This is a genomic window from Martinezella tropici, assembly GCF_008370325.1.
In the GTDB taxonomy this organism is placed as follows: Bacteria; Pseudomonadota; Alphaproteobacteria; order Rhizobiales; family Rhizobiaceae; genus Rhizobium; species Rhizobium tropici_B.
This window is the reverse complement of sequence record NZ_VNIP01000004.1, coordinates 264,802-285,724: the sequence shown is the minus strand read 5'-3', so window position 1 is coordinate 285,724 and position 20,923 is coordinate 264,802. Positions and strand designations below refer to the sequence as shown.

The 20,923-nt window shown below is 59.0% G+C and carries 21 protein-coding genes; 12 read left to right on the top strand and 9 right to left on the bottom strand.

Annotation, left to right across the window (positions count from 1 at the left end; genetic code table 11):
* The first annotated feature begins 27 nt into the window (after positions 1–27).
* The 5 genes from FP026_RS07065 to FP026_RS07045 all read left to right on the top strand — a co-directional run bounded on the left by FP026_RS07065 (position 28) and on the right by FP026_RS07045 (position 7,667).
* Complete coding sequence (locus tag FP026_RS07065) at positions 28–1,650, top strand: MDR family MFS transporter (RefSeq protein ID WP_149633910.1); 1,623 nt, start codon at positions 28–30, stop codon at positions 1,648–1,650.
* Positions 1,651–1,707: 57 nt separating this feature from the next.
* Positions 1,708–2,892, top strand: coding sequence for an adenylate/guanylate cyclase domain-containing protein (locus tag FP026_RS07060; protein ID WP_246665286.1), 1,185 nt, complete (start codon positions 1,708–1,710; stop codon positions 2,890–2,892).
* Positions 2,893–3,211: 319 nt separating this feature from the next.
* Positions 3,212–4,774 carry a glycosyltransferase family 39 protein gene (locus FP026_RS07055; protein WP_149633908.1) on the top strand — a complete coding sequence of 521 codons (1,563 nt, stop codon included), beginning with the start codon at positions 3,212–3,214 and terminating at the stop codon, positions 4,772–4,774.
* Between the two features lie 791 nt (positions 4,775–5,565).
* Positions 5,566–6,615: a porin gene (locus FP026_RS07050; protein ID WP_149633907.1), complete on the top strand. Its 1,050-nt coding sequence runs from the start codon at positions 5,566–5,568 to the stop codon at positions 6,613–6,615.
* Positions 6,616–6,869: 254 nt separating this feature from the next.
* Positions 6,870–7,667, top strand: coding sequence for a creatininase family protein (locus FP026_RS07045; RefSeq protein ID WP_149633906.1), 798 nt, complete (start codon positions 6,870–6,872; stop codon positions 7,665–7,667).
* On the opposite strand, the gene FP026_RS07040 is transcribed toward FP026_RS07045, so the two are convergent.
* A complete protein-coding gene (locus FP026_RS07040) occupies positions 7,655–8,623 on the bottom strand; it encodes a LysR substrate-binding domain-containing protein (RefSeq protein ID WP_149633905.1) in 969 nt (322 codons plus the stop codon). The genes FP026_RS07045 and FP026_RS07040 overlap by 13 nt on opposite strands.
* Positions 8,624–8,808: 185 nt before the next feature.
* Between FP026_RS07040 and FP026_RS07035 the strand changes: the two genes are divergently transcribed.
* The 6 genes from FP026_RS07035 to FP026_RS07010 all read left to right on the top strand — a co-directional run bounded on the left by FP026_RS07035 (position 8,809) and on the right by FP026_RS07010 (position 14,962).
* Positions 8,809–9,825, top strand: a complete 1,017-nt coding sequence (locus FP026_RS07035) for an ABC transporter substrate-binding protein (RefSeq protein ID WP_149633904.1) — start codon at positions 8,809–8,811, stop codon at positions 9,823–9,825.
* Between the two features lie 144 nt (positions 9,826–9,969).
* A complete protein-coding gene (locus FP026_RS07030; protein ID WP_149633903.1) occupies positions 9,970–10,794 on the top strand; it encodes an ABC transporter ATP-binding protein in 825 nt (274 codons plus the stop codon).
* Entirely contained in the window at positions 10,794–11,660 is an 867-nt protein-coding gene (locus tag FP026_RS07025; protein ID WP_246665276.1) for an ABC transporter permease, read from the top strand. The genes FP026_RS07030 and FP026_RS07025 overlap by 1 nt, the downstream gene beginning before the upstream one ends.
* Positions 11,660–12,973 (top strand): cytosine deaminase, encoded by a 1,314-nt coding sequence (locus FP026_RS07020; RefSeq protein ID WP_149633902.1) that lies wholly within the window; start codon positions 11,660–11,662, stop codon positions 12,971–12,973. The genes FP026_RS07025 and FP026_RS07020 overlap by 1 nt, the downstream gene beginning before the upstream one ends.
* A 1-nt stretch (position 12,974) precedes the next feature.
* The gene (locus FP026_RS07015) at positions 12,975–14,384 is read left to right on the top strand and encodes an FAD-binding oxidoreductase (RefSeq protein WP_149633901.1); all 1,410 of its coding nucleotides are present in this window, start codon (positions 12,975–12,977) and stop codon (positions 14,382–14,384) included.
* Positions 14,381–14,962, top strand: coding sequence for an NAD(P)H-dependent oxidoreductase (locus tag FP026_RS07010; RefSeq protein ID WP_149633900.1), 582 nt, complete (start codon positions 14,381–14,383; stop codon positions 14,960–14,962). The genes FP026_RS07015 and FP026_RS07010 overlap by 4 nt, the downstream gene beginning before the upstream one ends.
* A gap of 16 nt (positions 14,963–14,978) precedes the next feature.
* On the opposite strand, the gene FP026_RS07005 is transcribed toward FP026_RS07010, so the two are convergent.
* The 8 genes from FP026_RS07005 to FP026_RS30160 form a co-directional block, all read right to left on the bottom strand.
* The gene (locus FP026_RS07005) at positions 14,979–15,290 is read right to left on the bottom strand and encodes a type II toxin-antitoxin system RelE/ParE family toxin (protein ID WP_149633899.1); all 312 of its coding nucleotides are present in this window, start codon (positions 15,288–15,290) and stop codon (positions 14,979–14,981) included.
* 3 nt (positions 15,291–15,293) lie between these two features.
* On the bottom strand, positions 15,294–15,563 hold the full coding sequence (locus tag FP026_RS07000) for a type II toxin-antitoxin system ParD family antitoxin (RefSeq protein WP_149633898.1): 270 nt from the start codon (positions 15,561–15,563) through the stop codon (positions 15,294–15,296).
* A 130-nt stretch (positions 15,564–15,693) separates the two neighbouring features.
* Complete coding sequence (locus tag FP026_RS06995) at positions 15,694–15,975, bottom strand: type II toxin-antitoxin system ParD family antitoxin (protein ID WP_149633897.1); 282 nt, start codon at positions 15,973–15,975, stop codon at positions 15,694–15,696.
* A 183-nt stretch (positions 15,976–16,158) separates the two neighbouring features.
* Positions 16,159–17,148 carry an NAD-dependent epimerase/dehydratase family protein gene (locus FP026_RS06990; RefSeq protein ID WP_149633896.1) on the bottom strand — a complete coding sequence of 330 codons (990 nt, stop codon included), beginning with the start codon at positions 17,146–17,148 and terminating at the stop codon, positions 16,159–16,161.
* A gap of 15 nt (positions 17,149–17,163) precedes the next feature.
* Entirely contained in the window at positions 17,164–18,375 is a 1,212-nt protein-coding gene (locus tag FP026_RS06985) for a glycosyltransferase family 4 protein (RefSeq protein ID WP_149633895.1), read from the bottom strand.
* Between the two features lie 492 nt (positions 18,376–18,867).
* On the bottom strand, positions 18,868–19,062 hold the full coding sequence (locus FP026_RS06975; RefSeq protein ID WP_149633894.1) for a hypothetical protein: 195 nt from the start codon (positions 19,060–19,062) through the stop codon (positions 18,868–18,870).
* Between the two features lie 60 nt (positions 19,063–19,122).
* On the bottom strand, positions 19,123–19,359 hold the full coding sequence (gene rpsU / locus FP026_RS06970; RefSeq protein WP_149633893.1) for a 30S ribosomal protein S21: 237 nt from the start codon (positions 19,357–19,359) through the stop codon (positions 19,123–19,125).
* A 28-nt stretch (positions 19,360–19,387) separates the two neighbouring features.
* Complete coding sequence (locus FP026_RS30160; RefSeq protein WP_188112523.1) at positions 19,388–19,534, bottom strand: hypothetical protein; 147 nt, start codon at positions 19,532–19,534, stop codon at positions 19,388–19,390.
* Positions 19,535–19,970: 436 nt separating this feature from the next.
* On the opposite strand from FP026_RS30160, the gene FP026_RS06965 reads away from it, so the two are divergent.
* Entirely contained in the window at positions 19,971–20,873 is a 903-nt protein-coding gene (locus tag FP026_RS06965) for an alanine--tRNA ligase-related protein (protein WP_149634110.1), read from the top strand.
* Positions 20,874–20,923: the final 50 nt, after the last annotated feature.

The window sequence follows — 20,923 nt, the reverse complement described above, 5'->3', positions numbered from 1 at the left end:
CCGGCATCAGCCGGACGGAGAAACATCGTGGCCACTCTTCAGATCGCCGCAAACAGCAATTCCGCCGTACCCGCGAGCACCGTCGCCGCTCCGGCTGCCCGGCCCGCCATGAGCCCGCTGCGCATGTGGACCGCCGTGATCGGCTCCACGCTCGGCGCCTTCATGGCCGTTCTCAACATCCAGATCGTCAATGCCTCGCTTGCCGATATCCAGGGTGCGATCGGCGCCGGAACCGATGACGGCGGCTGGATCTCGACCTCCTACCTGATCGCCGAGATCGTCGTCATTCCCCTTAGCGCCTGGCTGGCGCGCGTCTTTTCGGTTCGCATTTATCTGCTGACCAATGCCATCCTCTTTCTCATCTTCTCGGTCGGCTGTGCCTTTGCCGCAAACCTGCAGCAGATGATCATCCTGCGCGCCATACAGGGCTTTTCCGGCGGCGTGCTGATCCCCATGGCCTTTACCATCATCATCACGCTGCTGCCGAAGCCCAAGCAGCCGATGGGTCTTGCCCTCTTTGCCCTTTCCGCAACTTTCGCGCCAGCCATCGGCCCGACCATCGGCGGCTATCTCACCGAAAACTGGGGCTGGGAATACATCTTCTATGTCAACCTCGTGCCCGGCATGCTGATGGTCGGCATGCTCTGGGCCTCGCTCGACCGCGCGCCGATGAACCTCTCGCTGCTCGCCAAGGGCGACTGGCCCGGCATCGTCACCATGGCCGTTGGCCTTGCCGCGCTGCAGACCGTGCTTGAAGAAGGCAACAAGGATGACTGGTTCGGTTCCCCGTTCATCGTCCGCCTCTCCGTCATCGCCGCCGTCTCTTTGACGCTCTTTCTCGTCATCGAGCTGCGCGCCGCCCATCCGCTCCTCAACCTGCGCCTGCTGGCGCGCCGCAATTTCGGCTTCGGTATCGTCGCCAACTTCCTGATGGGCGTCGCCCTCTATGGCTCGGTCTTCATCTTGCCGATCTATCTGACCCGCATCCAGGGCTATAATTCCGAGCAGATCGGCATGGTGCTTGCCTGGACCGGCATTCCGCAGCTCATCCTCATTCCGCTCGTGCCGCGGCTGATGAAGCGCATCGATGCCCGACTGCTGATCATCGCCGGCTTCGCGCTCTTTGCCGCTTCGAACTTCATGAACATCTACATGACGAGCAACTATGCCAGCGATCAGCTGTTCTGGCCGAACATCGTGCGTGCCGTTGGCCAGGCACTCGCCTTCACACCGCTGACGGCAATCGCCACCGCCGGCATCGAGCAGGAAAATGCCGGTTCCGCCTCGGCGCTCTTCAACATGATGCGCAATCTCGGCGGTGCGGTCGGCATTGCCGCGCTGCAGACCTTCCTCACCAAGCGCGAGCAGTTCCACTCCAACATCCTCACGAATTCGGTCTCGGTATTCGAAGAGGCTACCCGCGCCCGTGTTGCCAATCTCACCAATTATTTCATGAACCATGGGGTCAGCGACCAGGCGCTTGCCGCGCACAAGGCAATCGTCGCGGTGGCAGGCAGCCTTCGCAAGCAGGCCAACATCATGGCTTTCAGCGACACGTTCTTCCTGCTCGGCGCAGCACTGGTCATTGCCCTCGCCGCCAGCCTGCTTCTCAAGAAACCCGGTCAACTTTCCGGCGGCGGCGCGCACTGAGCGCCGCCTCTCGAAGAGGAGGAGATAATCATGACCTTGCTGCACGACATGCCGAAGATGGTAACCGCAGCCCCCGGAACGGCGCGCAGCGGCATCAATACCGGGGCAACCCTGAACCTCATCGAATGGCTGACCGGCGACGAATGCCACGCCCTCGATGAAGCGGGCCTTGTCGCAGGTCTTGGGCGCCGCCTGCAGGCGCTTGGTCTTCCCGTCGACCGGCTGACGCTGCATCTGACGACGCTGCATCCTGAATTCATCGGCCGCACCTTTGCCTGGGCGCCGGGTGAGCCGGTCGAGATACATGATCGAGAGCATGGCGCACGCCTCGCCTTGGCCAATACGCCGCTCGTGAAGGCGCAGGACATGCGCGAAACGCTGGTCGTCGGCCCGGGCGAGAGCCCGCATGGGCGCTGGCAGCATATCGATATCTTTTACGGTCGCGGATTGGTTCAACTCATCGTGGCGCCGCTCTGCAATGCGGACGGGCCGATCAGCACCGCCGTCTTCGGCACGCGCCGCCCCGGCGGTTTCACATCGGCCGAGCAGGACTTTATCGAACGCATTCTGCCGGCATTGCGCAACACCTGCGAGCTGCGTGTTCTCCGGCAATGCGAACTCAGCCTTCTCGATACTTATATCGGCCCGATGACGGCAAGCCGGATCCTTGCCGGACATATCCGCCGCGGCGAGATCGAATCCATGGAGGCGGCGCTGCTCCTCTGCGATCTGCGCGGCTTCACCGAACTTTCCAACCGGCTGCCCGGCAGCACCGTCCTCGGTCTCCTGAACGCCTATTTCGACAAGGTGGTGCCCGCAATTACCCGCGAGGGCGGCGAAGTCCTGAAATTCATGGGCGATGCCGTCCTCGCCTTCTTCCCGGGCGCCGATGCGGCCGGCGCCTGCGGTTCGGCACTGGCTTCGGCGAAAACAATCCTCGATGAAATAGGCGGCTTCGAGTATGACGGCATCCGCGTCAAGGTCGGCATCGCGCTGCACTATGGCGAAGTCAGCTATGGCAATGTCGGCTCCGGCAACCGCTTGGACTTCACCTTGATCGGCCCCGACGTCAACATCGTCAGCCGCATACAGAGCATCTGCAGCGAAAGGGGCGAAGCGCTTCTGACCTCGGCCCCCTTCCGGCAAAAAGCGAAAATCCCGGATGCAATCTTGATCGGACAGCAGCAATTAAAGGGCTTCGCCGAAGCGATGGAGCTTTTTGCGCTCTCGCGCACAGAGTGATCTTGTCTTAGTCGAAGACAATGATCGACACGCGCCGTTACATCCGCTGTTATTTCCAAAGGCGGCAGTCGCCGATCCCACTTCGGTAGCGGCGACGAGGCCCTTCGAGCGACATAGTTGAAATCATTCAGCAAAAATCCCGTCGCACACTTGCCGTAGAATTCCTGCGCAGCCCGCGAATCTCTGCGGTCATTCAGTAAATTATTGAAACTAAACGATAAATATTTCTGAGATCACGATAGCCTTATGAAGGTGATCCGCCCTGAGCATGGTTGACAGATGCGCCTGGGACGCGATAGCCGATAGCATGGAGAGTTGAATGAGCATTTTGCCTAACGTCTTTTCTTCGCGCTTCGCCGCCCGAAGAGCATCCGCCGCGACCAGCCAGTCATCCGATGAATTTCGGTGGGTGACGTGGATCCTTGCGATATATTTCGCGGTGCAGACAGCGGTGCGGATTTCTCTTTCGAGTTCGGTGCGGATAGACGAAGCGCAGCAATTCGTGGTCAACCAGTGGCTGGCCTGGGGATATGACGCTCAGCCGCCGCTCTACAATTGGATTCAATACGGGGTGTTTGACATCTTCGGCACAAGCGTCGCATCGCTCGCCGTGGTGAAGAACATCCTGCTTTTCCTTGTCTATTTCGCCTATCATCAACTGGCGCGACTTCTTTTGGAGGACAAGCGCCTGGCGGCGGTCGCCACGCTATCCCTTCTGACCATCCCCCAAATGTTCTGGCAGGCGCAGCGGGACCTGACGCACACTGTCGGCACGCTTCTCGCGGTGACCGCTTTCATTTATTTCGTCGTGAAGACCATTCGCAAGCCAACGCTCATCTCCTATGCCATGATGGGCCTGTGGGCGGGGCTTGGGATGCTCACGAAGTACAATTTTGTGCTGATCATCGCGAGCGTCTTGGTCGCGGTCGTTTTTCATCCGCAGGGGCGCTCGAGGCTGCTGGACAAGCGCTTTGTGGTGACGCTGGCCCTCGCCGTTCTTGTATTCCTGCCCCACGCGGTATGGATGGTATCGAACATGGATCAGGTTCTCACATCCACCGTCGCAACCATGTCGGAACGTGGTCAAGGCGGAAAGCTTTCGGATATCGGCTATGGTGTTGTCGAACTGATCAAGACCAGTGTCGTCATTATTGCGCCAACGACCGTGATCTTCCTGATCGTTTTTCGCCGGTCGTTTCTGCAGTCGCTTCGGTTCAAAAGCGAATGGGTGAATTTCTTTGAAAAAATATTCGTGAGCACCGCAGCCATATTGTTCGCTTTGATGCTGGTCACGACGCTCACGGAGTTTCGCGACCGCTGGCTTCTGCCCTTTCTGTTTTTGATGCCGCTCTACTTTTGTCTGAAGCTTGAGGCCGCCGGCGCACAAAACCCGTCCGACATCAAGAGATCCTTCTATCTGCCTTTCGGCCTGATGATCGCCCTCCCCCTCATCCTGACGGCAAGCACTGTCTTTCCGAAGCTGTTCGATTCATATCAGCATCTGAATACGCCCTACGGCGCGTTTCTGAACAAGACGATCGCCGCGGAAGGCAAGCGACCGGTGGCGGTCGTGACGACAGCATGGCTCAAGGCGGGCAACATCCGCGCCAATATGCCGGATACGGCCGTAATATCCACGGCATATCCCGCATCCGATCTTGATCGCCAGGCTTTGGGGAACGGGCCGATTCTGCTGGTCTGGAACGAGCGTGACGGACACGCTTCGTCCATGCCCGACGAACTCAAGCGGTGGCTGACGGCGAAATTCGGCAGCTCGATCACCTTGCCGGCGCAGAACGATGCCGCCATTCCCTATTACTACGGGAAAGATCCGGATCGCTTCCATTTCGGCTATGCGTGGTTCTATCCGACCGCGGGATAGAGTTTTCCAGGAAAAGTGCACAGCGGTTTTTCCGTCCAGAATGCGTTGGGAAACAAGAAGATGGAGCGCTTTCGCGATTCGAAGAAAAGCGGAAAATGCTCTAGCGGAACGCGCCCTGCCCATTTCTCAGACCGGCGCCTGGAATACATAATCTTTCATGATTGCCGATAGCCTCGATCGCGTCGCGAGGGCGACGACGCGTATGCGCGGGGTTGGGCCTCCTCATAATGACTTCCAATGCTCGCCCTCCCCCAGGGACGGTCACGGATGACGTCACGGGACGTCCACGGCAACTTCTCCCAGCCAATCGAAGCCTTTCTCCAACCCATCGATGCGAGGCCGCGCCGTCAATTTGAATGCAGCCGCTAAATGCGCCGTTCCGCAATCATCGCTGGCGGATCGCTTGCTCTATCCGACAGGTCCCGATTTCTTGCAGCCGAAGGACCGAATCGAGGGACAAATCAGTATAGTTTGTAATATAGACTTACTATATGGCCGATTTTTAGGGGAAATAACATACATCTCGGATGTTTATTTAGTATATCCTACCAACGTACTCATGAATGACTCGCCTATATTGATAGATTCTGATGTATTTTTGCATCTATGACGCTTTTATGTCTGGATTTACAGAAAAATTCGAAACTATTGTATTTCGACCCAGGCGTGGCCTCGCTAGTTTGCGTGCGCGGACATCCTGTGATGTTCCGCAAGAGGGAACAGCCGGATAGATGGAACGTGTCGGGTAGTCACCGACGTTGTTCTGATCCGGCAAAGCGATTGGAGAAAAAATGAATATCAAGAGCCTTCTTCTCGGCTCCGCTGCTGCGCTCGTAGCAGTTTCCGGTGCCCATGCAGCTGACGCTATCGTTGCTGCCGAGCCGGAGCCCCTGGAATACGTCCGCATCTGCGATGCTTTCGGTGCTGGTTACTTCTTCATCCCGGGCACTGAAACCTGCCTCAAGATCGGCGGCAAGGTCCGTACCGAAGGCAAGTGGTACGACGCCTACGACCCGGACAGCCACTATGGCACTCTCTGGCACACTCGTGCTGAGCTGCAGCTGCAGACGGCAACGGACACCGAATACGGCCCGCTGAAGACCAACACCGAAATTCGTTGGGATTGGAACGACGGCAACGCCACCAAGACCAACCTGCTGCACGCAAGCATCAGCCTCGGCGGCTTCCTTGTCGGTAAGGAAGACTCGCAGTTCAACGTCTTCACCGATTATGCCGGCGACGTCATCAACGACGACGTGATCGGCGATGGTCCGTACGAACTGAACCAGATCACTTACAACTACGACGCCGGCAACGGCTTCACGGCTGTGATCTCGGTTGAAGACAGCAATTCGGGCACGGGTGCAACCGGTTCTAACGGCGAAGACAGCCACAACCACTACGCTCCTGACGTTGTCGCAGGTGTTGGCTACAAGGCCGGCGCATGGGGCTTCAAGCTCGTTGGCGGTTACGACTCGATCGTTGAAGAAGGCGCCATCAAGGCTCGCGTAGACGCTGACTTCGGCGTATTCTCGGCCTTCTTGATGGGTGGCTGGAACACCGACGGCGACAAGCTGAACAAGTATGCCAATGGCGATTCGATCGGCCAGAGCTGGGGTGACTGGGCAGTTTGGGGCGGCGTTGGCGTTCCGATCAACGAAAAGCTGAAGTGGAACCTGCAGCTCGCCTACACCGACAACAAGACCTTCGCGGCAACCACGAACGTCAAGTGGAACCCGGTCAAGAACCTCCTGGTTCAGCCGGAAATCTCCTACACCAACTGGGACAACGTCAATCAGGACCAGTGGGCTGGTATCCTGCGCTTCCAGCGCAGCTTCTAAGCCTATTCAGATCTACCTGATCTGAAATAGACCTCCGATCAGAATGGGAAGAAGGTCCGGTTTCCCTCCGGACCTTCTTTCTTTTGCATTCTAAAAATCATGATATCTCCGGCTGCCTCTTCGAAGCCGGCCCCTTTCCAGAGCGCGCAGGCGCACTCAAAAAGGCAGCGGCATGGCCGCAAATTGATGCTTTCCACCGCCATCAACCTTGCCGTATCCGTTGAGCGAAGAGACGCTGACGAGAGGATATGGCCATGGTGAAGCCCTTCTATTGGAATGAACTCAACACATATGATTTCGCCGATCTCTCGGCCGACACCACGATCGCGATCCTGCCGATTGCCTCGACGGAACAGCACGGCCCGCATCTGCCGATCGCAACCGATGTCGCGATCGCTGCGGGCATGCTAGCGGAGCTGAAGGTCCAGCGTCCCGGCGATCTCGATTTCCTTGTGCTGCCAATCCAAGAAATCGGCAAGGCCAACGAACATATCTACGGTCCCGGCACGCTTTCGCTCAGCGCGGAGCTGTTGATCCCGGTGTGGACCGCAATCGGTGCGAAGGTCGCCGAGGCCGGTATCCGCAAGATGGTCATCGTCAACTCCCATGGCGGCAATCTCGATATTATGGGCATCGTCGCGCGCGAGTTGCGCGTGCGTCACCGGATGGCCGTCGTCGCCACGCAGTGGAGCCGATTCGGCACGCCTGACGGCATGATCGACGACCATGAGCAGCGCTTCGGCATCCATGGTGGCGATGTCGAGACCTCCCTCATGCTGCATTTCCGGCCCGAGCTCGTGCGGATGGACAAGGCCGAGAATTTCGCCTCCAGGGCGGAATGGATGAAGGAACATTCCAACTATCTGCAGCCGCTGCCGCCGCATTCGCTCGCCTGGATCGCGCATGACCTCAATCCGAACGGCGTCGTCGGCAATGCCGCGGCCGGCACGGCGGAAAAGGGTGCACTCATCTGCCGGCATCAGATCGCCGGCTTCATCGAGATGCTAGGCGACCTGCGCGACTATCCACTCTCCAACCTCTATTCGAAATAGGCATCCGAACGGCGGCGCTCGGAGGGCGCGATGATATGCCCCTTCGCGTGCAGCTCCTCCACCATTCCAGCAAGCTCCGCCAGCAGGTACTCGGCGAAAAGGCTGGTGGCGGCATCGAGCGGCGCCCGCGTGCGGGCAAAAAGCTTCATGGGTTGGGGCCGCGAATGGGGCTCGGCGATCGGCCGGAAGACCAGCTCGCCGCGGCGACACTCGGTGATGACGTCAAGCGGATTGAGCAGCGTCACCCCTGCCCCGCATTTCACCAGTTGCTTGAGCATTTCCGACGCATTGCTCTCCAGCACCGGCTCGACCTGCACGGAAAGGCGCGCCAACGTCAGATTGATGATCTCGCGCAGGCTGCTTCCAGGCTGCGCCAGCAGCAGCCGCTCCTCGACGACATCGGCAAGATTGATCGGGCCCGGTCCGATCAACGGGTGACCGGGAGGCAGCACGACGCCGATCGGTATGTCGAAATTGCCGAGCGAGCGGATGCCGGGTGTCGCCGGTATGTTGAAGCCAAGTCCGATATCAACTTCTCCGGCGACCACCGACGCGATGGTGGTCGAGCCGGCATCGTTGCGCAGCTGGATGAAGACCCTTGGATGTTCCAAGAGGAAGCGGGCGATAATCTCGGGCAGAGGTCCGGCGGCAAGGCCGACCGTCGCGACGATCCTGACCTTGCCGGCCTGCTGCATCTTGAGACTGCGAATGCGCCCCTCCAGCCGCTCGTAATTCTTCAATACCTCGCGGATGTGCTCGATGCAGAGCTCGCCCGCCGCCGTCAGCCGCAAGCCACGCGGCAGACGCTCGAAGAGCGGCGCGCCCATTTCCTCCTCCAGCGCCAGAATTTGCCGGTTGATCGCCGATGACGCCACGTTGAGCCGTGCCGCCGCCTTGCGGATCGAGCCGCAGCGGGCAATTTCATTGATGTAGAGAAGCCGTCTCGAATGCAGCATGTTGCGTTCCCATTGCTTAATTTTTGCCCAGGCCGCACAATTTAGGCACAGACCTGGGAAGAGATGCCGAAAAGGCATCAATGCGCACGAATTTTGCTGCTTTTCAAAGCGCAAGGCAATCGCTCAAATGCGGGAAATGGGCTTCAACAATGACGTCCCATGGCAGATAAGGGGAACAGTCAGCGATGTATAATGCATTGAAGATAAAATCATTTTTCGCCGCCATGGGTCTGGCCGCCGCAATCGTCGCGGCTGAGCCCGCAAATGCTCTCGACAAAGTCAGCTATGGCACCAACTGGCTTGCCCAAGCAGAGCACGGCGGCTTTTACCAGGCCATCGCCGACGGCACTTACAAAAAATATGGCCTTGATGTCACCATCGTCCAGGGCGGCCCCAATGCCGCCAATTCGGCTTTGCTGATTTCCGGCAAGCTTGATTTCTACATGGGCGGTCCGCAGCAGGAGATCGATGCGGTCAAGCAGGGCATTCCGATCGTCGATGTCGCGGCGATCTTCCAGAAGGACCCGCAAGTGCTGATCGCCCATCCGGATGCTGGCGTGGAGAAGTTCGAGGATCTCGCCAAGCTGCCGACGCTGTTCCTCAGCAAGGACGGCTATATCACCTATTTCGAGTGGATGAAGGCGAATTTCCCGGGCTTCAAGGACGAGCAGTTCAAGCCCTACAATTTCAGCCCGGCGCCCTTCCTCGCCGACAAGCAGTCGGCGCAGCAGGGATACGTGACCTCGGAACCCTATGAGATCGAGAAACAGGCCGGCTGGAAGCCGAAAGTCTTCCTGATCGCCGATGCCGGCTATTCGCCCTATTCGACGATGATCACCGCGCAGAAGGCGCTGGTCGACAAGAATCCCGATCTCGTGCAACGCTTCGTCAATGCGTCGATCGAGGGTTGGTACAACTATCTCTACGGCGACAACAAGGCGGCCAACGAGCTGATCAAGAAGGACAATCCCGATATGACGGATGGCCAGATCGCCTATTCCATCGCCAAGATGAAGGAATATGGCATCGTTGAATCCGGTGAAGCTCTCGACAAGGGCATCGGCTGCATCACCGAGGCGCATTACAAGAAGTTCTTCGACGAGATGGCGCAGATCAAGCTCTTCGATGCCGATATCGACTACAAGAAAGCTTTCGACACGCAGTTCGTCTGCAAGGGCGTCGGCATGTCGCTGAAGAAGTAACATTGGCACCTCCCCCTCGAGGGGGAGGTCGCCGCAAAGCGGCGGGTGGGGGTGATAGCCTGAGATTCCAACAGATCACCCCGCCCCGGAGCTTCGCTCCGACCCTCCCCTCAAAGGGAGGGTGGATCAACAAAGAGCCGAGCCATGCCAGTGTCTGAAGCCACAAAATTCACCCAAACGGAAATGCGCAAGCGGCCGCTCGTCGTCATGGAGCAGGTCTCCAAGATCTTCTCCAATGGCACATTGGCGCTATCGGGCATGTCGCTCCATGTGGAGAGCGGTGAGTTCATCAGCCTGCTCGGCCCTTCCGGCTGCGGCAAGTCGACGGCTTTGCGCATCATTGCCGGCCTCGGCGGCGCTTCGAGCGGCAGGATCGATTGGCCGAGCTCGCGCATCAACGCCAAGGGCCTGCCGGAGGGCGATATCGGCTTCGTCTTCCAGGAGCCGACGCTGCTCCCCTGGAAAACGGTGTTCGGCAACGTCCACCTGCCCCTCAAGCTAAGGGGAATTTCGAACGTTGCGGCGCACGAACAGATCATGGGTACATTGGCCACGGTCGGCCTGCAGGACTTCGCCGATGCCTATCCGCGGGAGCTGTCCGGCGGCATGAAGATGCGGGTTTCGATTGCCCGGGCGCTGGTGACGAAACCGAAGCTGCTGCTAATGGACGAGCCCTTTGCCGCGCTCGATGAAATCACCCGCCAGAAACTCAATGACGACGTGCTGCGCCTCTGGCAGACCACAGGCATCACCGTCATCTTCGTCACGCATTCCGTTTATGAGTCCGCCTATCTCTCCAACCGCATCGTCGTCATGAAGGCACGGCCGGGCCGCGTCCACACCGACTTCCCCTTGCAAACCAGCGGCGAACGCGATCCGCTCTATCGCTCATCGGAAGAATACCGGCAGGTGTGCGAAAAAGTGTCCCGTTCCCTGATCGAGGCCATCGGCTGGCCGGAGGCCCATTGATGAGCGACAGCACCAGCCTGCCCGCCACTCTTTCCGCTGAAACAGTCGATGCGCCGGCTATCCCCGCTGTCAGACAGCGCAGTTTAGAACGCGCGTTCGGCGTCTTCGTACCGATCCTGACCGTTTTCGTGCTTCTCATCCTCTGGCAGCTTCTCGTCATCGGAACCGGCATTCCGCAATATATCCTGCCGAGCCCGATCGCGGTCGCCAAGGCGCTTGTCTCCGATTGGGGCATTCTCTGGCCGGCGCTGTGGGTGACGACCGAAATCACGTTCATATCCCTGGTCCTGGCGCTGATCGGCGGCGTCGGCTTCGCCATCTTCCTCGTGCAGTCCCGCTGGATCGAGCTCGCCTTCTATCCGCTCGCCGTCATTCTTCAGGTGACGCCGATCGTCGCGATCGCGCCGCTGATCCTGATCTATGCGCCGACACGCGAGGCGGCGCTGCTGATCTGCGGCTTCCTCGTCGCCTTCTTTCCGATCCTGTCCAACATGGTGCAGGGATTGAAAAGCGTCGACCACAATCTGCTTAATCTCTTCGATCTCTACGGCGCCTCGCGCTGGCAGGCGTTGCTGCATCTGAAGCTGCCGGCAGCCCAGCCCTATTTCATGACGGGCTTGAGGATCGGTGGCGGCTTATCGCTGATCGCATCGGTCGTCGCCGAGTTTGCCGCCGGCTCCGGCGGTCCGAATTCGGGCCTGGCGTTCCGCCTGCTCGAAGCACAATACCGCCAGAACATGCCGCGGCTCTTTGCGGCGCTGCTGCTTCTGTCGGCGCTCGGCGTCGCCATCTTCGCCTTCACCTCCTTCATCTCATGGCTGAGCCTGCATCGCTGGCATGAGAGCAGCCTCAAGCGGGAGAACTGATGTCCCACGCCTTCATGTCACCGCCGAATGCCGCCCGCTTCGTATTGAGCAATGCCACTGTACCCGCCGTTGCGCTGTCCGGCTTTCCAGCGCCCTCCAGCGAGGGCCTTATCAAGGCCGATATCGTCGTTGCTGACGGCCTCGTCAGGGATATCCGCGCACCCGGCACCGCGCCGGTGGAATATGCCAAGGTCGATATGAGGGAGGGCATGGTCTGGCCGACTTTCGCCGACATGCACACCCATCTCGACAAGGGCCACATATGGGAGCGCCGCTCCAACCCCGACGGCAGTTTCATGGGCGCGCTCGATGCTGTCCGTACCGACCGCGAGGCCAACTGGTCGGCCGAGGACGTGCGCAAGCGCATGGAATTCTCGCTGCGCTCGGCTTACGCCCATGGTACCGGCCTGATCCGCACCCATCTGGATTCGCTGGCGCCGCAGCACCGCATTTCCTTCGACGTTTTCACCTCGGTCCGCGAAGCCTGGAAAGATAAGATCGCGCTGCAGGCCGTCGCCCTCTTTCCGCTCGACACCATGGTGGACGACACCTTTTTTGTCGACCTACTCCGCGTCGTCCGCGAAGCCGGCGGCTTGATGGGCGGAGTCACCCAGATGAATCCGGACCTCGACGCCCAGCTCGACAAGCTGATCCGCGCCGCCGCCGACAATGGCCTCGACATCGATCTGCATGTCGATGAGACCGAAGACAAACAGGTATTGACGCTGAAGGCGATCGCAGAAGCCGTGCTTCGCAACGGTTTCACGGGCAAGGTAACGGCCGGCCATTGCTGCTCGCTTGCCCGGCAGGATGAAGATGTGGCCCGCGTCACCATCGATCTCGTCGCCAAGGCCGGGATCTCCATCGTCTCGTTGCCGATGTGCAACATGTACCTGCAGGACCGCCATGCTGGGCGCACGCCGCGCTGGCGAGGTGTCACGCTACTGCACGAGCTTGCCGCCGCCGGTGTTCCCACAGCCGTTGCCTCCGACAATACCCGCGACCCGTTCTACGCCTATGGCGATCTCGATCCGGTCGAGGTGTTCCGGGAAGCCGTACGCATCCTGCATCTCGACCATCCGCTGGATACGGCCGCAAGGGTCATAACCACCTCGCCCGCAAAGATACTTGGCCGCCCGGATATCGGGCGTATCGCCGTCGGCAACCCGGCAGATCTCGTACTTTTCAGCGCCAGGCGCTGGAGCGAATTCCTTTCCCGTCCGCAGTCCGACCGCGTCGTCCTTCGCAAGGGCAAGGTGATCGATCGCAGCCTGCCGGATTATCGTGAACTCGACAGCGTCATTGGAGCCTGACATGCCGGATTATCAGCGCATCAAGAAAGAACTCGAAGGTATCGCCGTCGAAGACAATCCGGCGCTCGTGCGCCAGAAAAGCCGCGACTTCTATTGGTATTCACCGATCCTGAAGGCGCAGCTCGACAACGTGACGGCCGATCTCGTGGTCACCCCGAAAACCGAAGAAGAGGTGATCCGCACCTTGAAGGTCGCCTACGCGCATGACATACCCGTCACGCCGCGCGGCGCCGGCACCGGCAATTACGGCCAGGCGATGCCGCTCTCCGGCGGTATCGTGCTCAATCTCGCCGCGATGAACAGGATCAAGAAGATCCATTCCGGCCGCGTCGTCTGCGAACCCGGCATCGTCATTGCCGAGCTTGACCGCCAGACCAAGGCCCATTCGGGCCAGGAATTGCGCTTCCATCCTTCGACGGCGCAGATGGCGACGATCGGCGGCTTCATCGCCGGCGGTTCGGGTGGCGTCGGCTCGATCACCTGGGGCGGCCTGCGCGATCTCGGCAACATCCTGCGGCTGCGCGTCGTGACGATGGAATCAGAACCCCGCATTCTCGATCTCACCGGCTGGGATCTGACCAAGGTCAGCCATGCCTACGGCACCAACGGCATCATCACCGAGATCGAAATGCCGCTGGCGCCGGCCTATGATTGGGTCGACGTGCTGGTCGGCTATGACGACTTCATGGATGCCGTGCGCTTCTCCGATGCGCTCGCCAAGTGCAACGGCATTCTGGTCAAGGAAATCGCCCCGATAGCAGCTCCCATTCCGCACGAATACTTCACCCGCCATAAGCCCTATATTCGTCAGGGGCAATCGATCGTGGCGCTGATGATTGCGCCGCATTCGATGGATCCTTTCGTCGCCTTCACCTTGCAGCAGAAGGGCGAAATTACCTTCCGCTCCGACAAAGTGGAAAGCATGAAGGGCATTCCGCATGCCTATGAGCTCGCTTGGAACCACACGACGCTGCGCGCCATCAAGGTCGATCCGTCGATCACCTATCTGCAAGTGCAGTATCCGGGACCGGACCACGTCGCCAAAGTGCAGAAGATGGTGGAGATCTTCGGCGACGAAGTGCCCGGCCATCTCGAATTCATCAAGTTCGACGGCCAGATCCAATGCTCAGGCCTGCCGCTGGTGCGCTATACCTCCGAGGCGCGGCTTGAGGAGATCATCAAGATCCATCAGGATCATGGCTGCCCGATCTTCAACCCGCACCGCTATACGCTGGAGGAAGGCGGCATGAAGCAGACGGATGCCGTGCAGCTTGCCTTCAAGAAGGAAACAGACCCGAAGGGCCTGCTCAACCCCGGCAAGATGATTGCCTGGGACGATCCGAATTTCGACTTCAAATCCGGCAAGAACTACCTCTTCCCCGGCCTTGCGGCGCTGATGGAGGCTTCATGAAGGTTCTCGTCCTTCATTCCCATCCCGTTGAGGAAAGCTATGGCGCCGCGCTGCACCGGCAAACCATCGAGAGCCTGAAGAGCGCCGGCCACGAGGTCGACGATTGCAATCTTTACGCAGAGGGTTTCGATCCCGTCCTGTCACGCCAGGACCGGGTGATCTACCATGACTATCCCGACAACACCGAGACCGTAAAATCCTATGTCGAACGGCTGCAGCGCACGGAAGGCCTGGTGATCGTCACGCCGGTCTGGAATTTCGGCTTTCCTGCGATCCTCAAGGGTTATTTCGACCGGGTCTGGCTTCCCGGCGTCTCCTTCGAACTCGTCGACGGCAAGGTCCGCTCGAAGCTGCAGCACATCCGAAAGCTCGGCGCGGTGCTGACCTATGGCGCAGACCCATTCCGCGCCTTCATTGCCGGCAACCCGCCGAAGAAGATCGTCAAGCGTGTGCTGCGGGCCCAGATCAAGCCGTTCTCCCCGGTCGTTTTTCTCGCTCACTACGACATGAACCGCTCGACCGACGAAACGAGAGGGCTTTTCCTTGACAAAGTAAAGCGGGAAATGGCGCGCTTCTGAGATTGAGATGCGCTTGTTATAGCCGGTTTCTAAGCATATCCGCGGTGACGTTCCGGCCGCGCCGGAAAACACCCAAAACCGTTACCTGATCGCCTTCGACGACGAAAGCAATCGATGCTGTGCGGCGGTAGCCGATAATACGCAGGCCCAGCACCGGCCCTTCACGAACGGTCCCGCGCTCGGCAAATGTCGCAAGCCCCTCAATAAGCTCATAAATACCGCCGACATAGTTGCCGGCGATCGCCGGCCCGACATTGGCGGTCATGTCGTCAAAAATCTGATCAAGCTCAGCCTCAGCAAGCTTATGCAGCCGGATGTAGTAATCCATCCACTATTTGGCTTTCGCCAGTGCATCGCGATGCTTGCGTTCGAAGCGCACCTTTGCTTCCTCGAACGGAACCGCTTTGGACGGATCACGCTTTAGCTCCGCGTAACGGCTGGGAATTTCGTCGTGAACCCAGCGAGCGAGACCATCTTCAAATTCCTCCAGCATGCGCAAGCCGGCGTGAATGACCTCGTTACGATCGTTGTAACGACCAGATTCAAGCTGGCGCTGGATGAATTGCTCGTCATGGTCGGTTAAGGCTTGGCGGTTGCGCATTGTGGTCTCCTTGCCTTGATTATGGGGTGGCAACCGGATTTCCGCAATGGCTTTGCTGCACCGGCAAACCATCGAGGAAGTCGATGATTGGAATCTTTGGCTTCGGGCGAAAGGATGACTTCGCGTCGGATCACTTGCGATCTTTCATGCGCTCTGCGTGGCGATCGCGGACGGAAGCAAAGGCTGCGTCGACAGACACGCCACGTGTAGGATCGGCTTTCATGGCATCATATGATGCCGCGACCTCACCGTTGAGCCAGCGTTCAACAGCCTCGTCACGTTCCCGCAAGGCTCGCAGGCCTGCGCGGATGACTTCGCTCGCGGATGCATAATCGCCCGCCTTCACCTTCGAGTCCACGAAAGCCGCCTGATCGCTAGGTAGGCTGATTGTTCTTTTTTCAATGTTGGCCATGGAACACCTCCAAGCGCATGATATCGCAAGGTATGAATAATTCATACCTGCTTCATATAACTTTAGATGACAAAAGCGTCGCTATTCTTTGTTCGAGCCCGCCATAGGATCGACCCGGCGGTGATATCGTCGAGGCGATTTTTCCACGCCGACATCCGCCACATTGAACCGATTGCTCATCACTTACATGGCGAGCGCATATGATGCCTCTTCCACCCGCAGATGCTCAAGCATCCGCGCGATCCCCTCCTCCAGGCTGATCGAGGGGGTTAGTCCGTAGGAGCGTTGCAGGGCCGTATCGCCACAGCGGTAGAAAACGCCTTCCGGATGGCTCGATCGTCCGATGACGTCCGGCTGCCAGCCGACCTGCCGGCTGATGGTCTCGGCCAATTCGATGAAGGAGGTGGCGGTGCCGGTCGATAGATTGAGGCTTGCGCCGTCGGGCAGCAATTCCCGCGTCTGCCAGATGAATTCGATGCAGTCGGAAATATGGATGAAATCACGGCATTGACGGCCCGAGCCCCAAACGAAGACTTCAGCCGCGCCCTTTTCCGCCAGCAACCGGCGACAGATCGCCGGGAAAGGATAGGCAAGATCCTGATCTTCGCCATAGCCGCTGAACGGCCTGTAAGCGATGGCCCGTCGGCCATAGCGCTCGACATAGAGTTTCATCAGATATTCGCCGGTAAGCTTCGCCCATCCATAGCTGAGGTCGGGCACGCCGACGACGGCGTCGAAATTGATCATGTCCTCCGTCAGCAGCCGGTGATTGTCGACGGTCTGCAGCGAGACCGGATAGGCCGCACTGGAACTGAAGAATATCACCGAACCCGGCTTGGCCCGCGACGCCCACTGCCATAGTTCCGCATCGACGGACAGATCCTCGGCGACGTCGAGAGCCCGGGTTTCCAGCATCACACGGCCGCCGACCAGCGCCGCCAGGTGGAAGACATAGTCAAAATGCTCCGGCGGGCGCGTAAAGAAAGTGCGGCAGTCCTCCTCGCAAAAGTTGAAGCGGGAACGCGGCAGACGCTGCCACAGATCAGGATGAAGCGCCCCTGTCCCCGCAACCAATGAATCAACGCAGACGACGTCCAATCCTTCGGCAAGGAGCCGCTGGATCAAATGTCGGCCGACGAAGCCGCAACCGCCAGTCACCAACGCACGCACCATTGTCCATCCCCCCAACTAATGTGCAGAAAAACCAGCTCGCCCCATATAGATGTCCACCATGCGGCGTCCCCATTCCGCTCTGCTCGGCGCGATATGCTGGCCGAGGGCCAATGCCCCTTCACTCAGCCGCCGCATCAGCTGGTCGTCATCGGTCTGCGCCAATTTCTCCGCCAGCGACACCGCATCGCCGCTCGTGAAAACCAGACCCGCGCCATGCTTCTCGACTTCTCCGGCAATCAGCGCATTGCTGCTGACGATGACCGGGATGCCCGACATCAAGGCTTCGGCGGCAACCAGGCCATAGGGCTCGGGCATGCGCGACGGCATGACGAAAACACGCGCTTCGCCCGCGATCCTCGCGACCTCTTCGTCGCTCAGCCAGCCAGGCACGAAGCAATGCGGCAGCGCGCGCTGCATCTCCTCAAGCAATGGTCCCCGCCCGATGAGTGTCGCGGTTCTGCCGGTGTTGTTGAGGGCATCCGCCAGCGTCCGCACCCCTTTTTCCCAGCACATGCGGCCGAGAAAAACGGTGCGGTGGTTGCGCCAGGCTTCAACCGGCGTACGCGTCAACGGCTCGGTCGGCGTGCGCAATGTCGTGAAATGCTGCAAGGGGCCGGTGCGCAGATGCGCCTCCATGTTTTCATGGGCCAGCACAATACCGACGCGGCCCCAGAACTCCTCACCCACACCCTGCTGCGTTAGGGTGCGGCGGAAACGCCAAAGCTTGTGGAAATAATTGCGCTTGTCGCAATTGGTCGTCAGACACGCGGCAGACAATGGCTTGATATCGCAAACGTTGCCGCTGTGGAAATTGATAAGCCCCCCGTTCGGGCAGTTCAGGAAGAAGTCATGCGCCGTGACGATGACTTTGACCTCATGCTTGGCAAGCGCATAAAAGATCGACGGCGATAGGATTTGGGACCAGCCATGCACGTGGACGACGGTCTCCTCATCCGACTCCCGAAGCAAACCCTCCATCGCCTCGTGAGCGCGCCGATTGTAGTTTTTCGCAAGGATATCCCCGAACACCGGGCCTTCCCGAAGGGGCCGTTCGCCAAGCGCAACCGTGCGGATACCGGCGAACCGCGGCTTGAGGCCTTCCCCGTCGTCGCCAACCAGTATGGCGCAGGTCAGGCCCGCATCCCTGCTTGCATCGAGACATTGCAACGCCACCTTGGTGGCGCCACCGCGAACCGTCGAGACATCATTGACAAGGATGAGACGCATGAGATCGGCAACTCGTCCGCTTGTGTTATCCGCGTTGAACGAAGAAACCGCCCTCTCCCGTTCACACCCGATACATAAAACGCCCTAACACAACGACTTTTCAATTCATCCATTCGCACGAGGACATCCCGCTTTCAGATTGAATCCACAGGATTTCATCCCTTGAAAGGATGGAGATCAGGCTAGCGGGCGCTTACCATTGCGCTCCGCACTGCTGAGTTGTTCGCACCTGCGAAAGGATAGCGGGATTGATTGACGGCCACCCCCCGCGTGGAAGCACATGACCACACGCTTAACCAACTCGCGATCACCCTTGGAGACGCCAATCGGTGTCGGGAAAAAGCCCAAAGAGCAAACTCGCGAGAGGGCGCGGGATTTCTGGAGAAAATGTCGTCGGCAGGATCGAAATCCGCCGGAAGGTCTTCAGATACTCAACGAGGCTCGGGCGGTCTTCACGGATCGCCCTTCTTGCTTCCTCCGCCTCGTCAGCTCCTAGTGGACGCTGGGCGTCTTCACGACTGCGGCGAAATCCTCCGCCACCAGTTCGCTGATCGCGATCAGAACCTCTTCGGCCGTGAAGCCGGCGGCGATCGTGCCGTCTATCAAATCGCGCAGATCGGGCTCGATGATGTCACGGCAATCTTCGAGCCGCTCGTCGGAGACCGTTATATTGTTCAATTCTTCCATCTCGCGCCCTTTTCAAAAGATATTCGCGGCCGGCTCGATACACCGGCCGCCATTCGGTGATTATCGAGCCGAAGCCCGGCGCTTGGCAGCCGGCAAAAGCCCCTCGCGCTGCAGCTTCTTGCGCACGGCCTTGCGCTGCCGGGCAACGGCTTGCGCTTTCTCGCGAACCCGGCGCTCGGAAGGCTTTTCATAAGCGCGACGCTCCCTCATTTCCCGAAAGAGACCTTCGCGCTGCATCTTCCTCTTCAAGGCGCGCATGGCCTGTTCGACATTGTTGTCTCTGACGATGACCTGCATCTTTTTCTCCTTGTTGTCGTTGTTGAATTCAGCCGAGCTGATCGGCAATGATGGCTTGAAGCTCCTGTCTCGTGAGAAGGCAGGGATATGGCTTCCAGTTCTTGTCCGGCCGTTTGACGGCTTCGCCGCGCTCACGCAGCTTTACCGCCGCCAATACGGCGGTGTCGTTTTTCATGTTCAATCGAAATCCTTGGCCGCCCGAGGCGGCGAGTTAGCTCGGCAGCGCTTGACGCACAAAATTATCGACGTCCTTGAAACGTCTGCCGCAGCCGCGTGTAAAATTTGGGTGATGGCCAAAAGATAGGAAGCAGGCGGTCGTATTGCAAGGCAAGGCACGCAATGCGGTTTGAAAGCGGGTGGGAGAAACCGCATCCGCGGCAGAAAGTCTATGATGCTTGCGCGGTCTCACTCGCGGCGAACCACCGTTTGTTCAGCTGTACCGTGGCGACCCCGCTGCGAGTTCGGACTTTACACCCGCAGACTACGCGCCAGCCATTTCTCCCGGGTTTTTTGTCCGATCAGCATTGCCGCGACGGCCGAAGATCGCGATCTCAGGCTCAACTCGGACATGATCCGGCATATACGGATTGCCGTCAGCGCCATATGACACTATCTTTCAGCCTGGCACATTTACCACAAAGGAGGTTGCCTATGTCATCGCGGGACGCCTGATTCAGCAATACCAAAACTTCTGCCTTTCCAAAGGCATCGACTTTACACGCATAGAATCCGTACGGCCGCACGATAATACCACGCTCTTCTGCAGCGCCGGGATGCAGCAGTACAAACAGCTCTTCTCCGATCCCTCCCACATTGGAACCGTTGCCAACGTCCAGGCCTGCCTGCGAATGGGCGATCTCGACGAAATCGGGGACGGGACACATTTCCTTCATTTCACGATGCTTGGTCTTTTCTCTTTTCGGGAATTGACGGTCGGTGACGCCATCGATTTCTGGATCGAGTTTCTCGGGACGCTTGGGCTCGTGCCAGACCATGTCACGATCCATCCGGACCGCTTGGAGGAATGGTCACCGCTTTATCGAGACCGTATCCCCATCGTACCGGATGCCGAATGCATCTGGAGCGACGGCAGCATCAGCGGCTACTGCACCGAGTTCTACAAGAACGGCATCGAGATCGGGAATATCGTAAATCCGCTCGGGAGCTGTATCGACGTCGGTTTCGGTGCCGAACGCCTTGACATGATCTTGAACGGCACGCCGCCCAGCGATGCGCTCGCCACGCTAAGCGACACCGTCATGAAGATCGTCGAGAGTGGCTACAAGCCGGGAAACAAGGAGCAAGGATATGTGCTGCGAAAACTCCTTCGACGTATCCATGTGCTCGGCGGAACGCTGGACCATCCTTATTTCGAGCAGGAAGCCGAGCGCCAGGAACGCTTGCGATCCAAATATCTGCACCTTCACGACAAGTATCCTGAGATGAGTCCGGAATGGTGGTTCGATACGCATGGGATCGACCTTTCCGACATGCAGGCAAGCAGATCAAGCTAGACTGATCGTTGAAGCGGCGAAGGAGATCACGTGGATGGTTTCATCGCCGC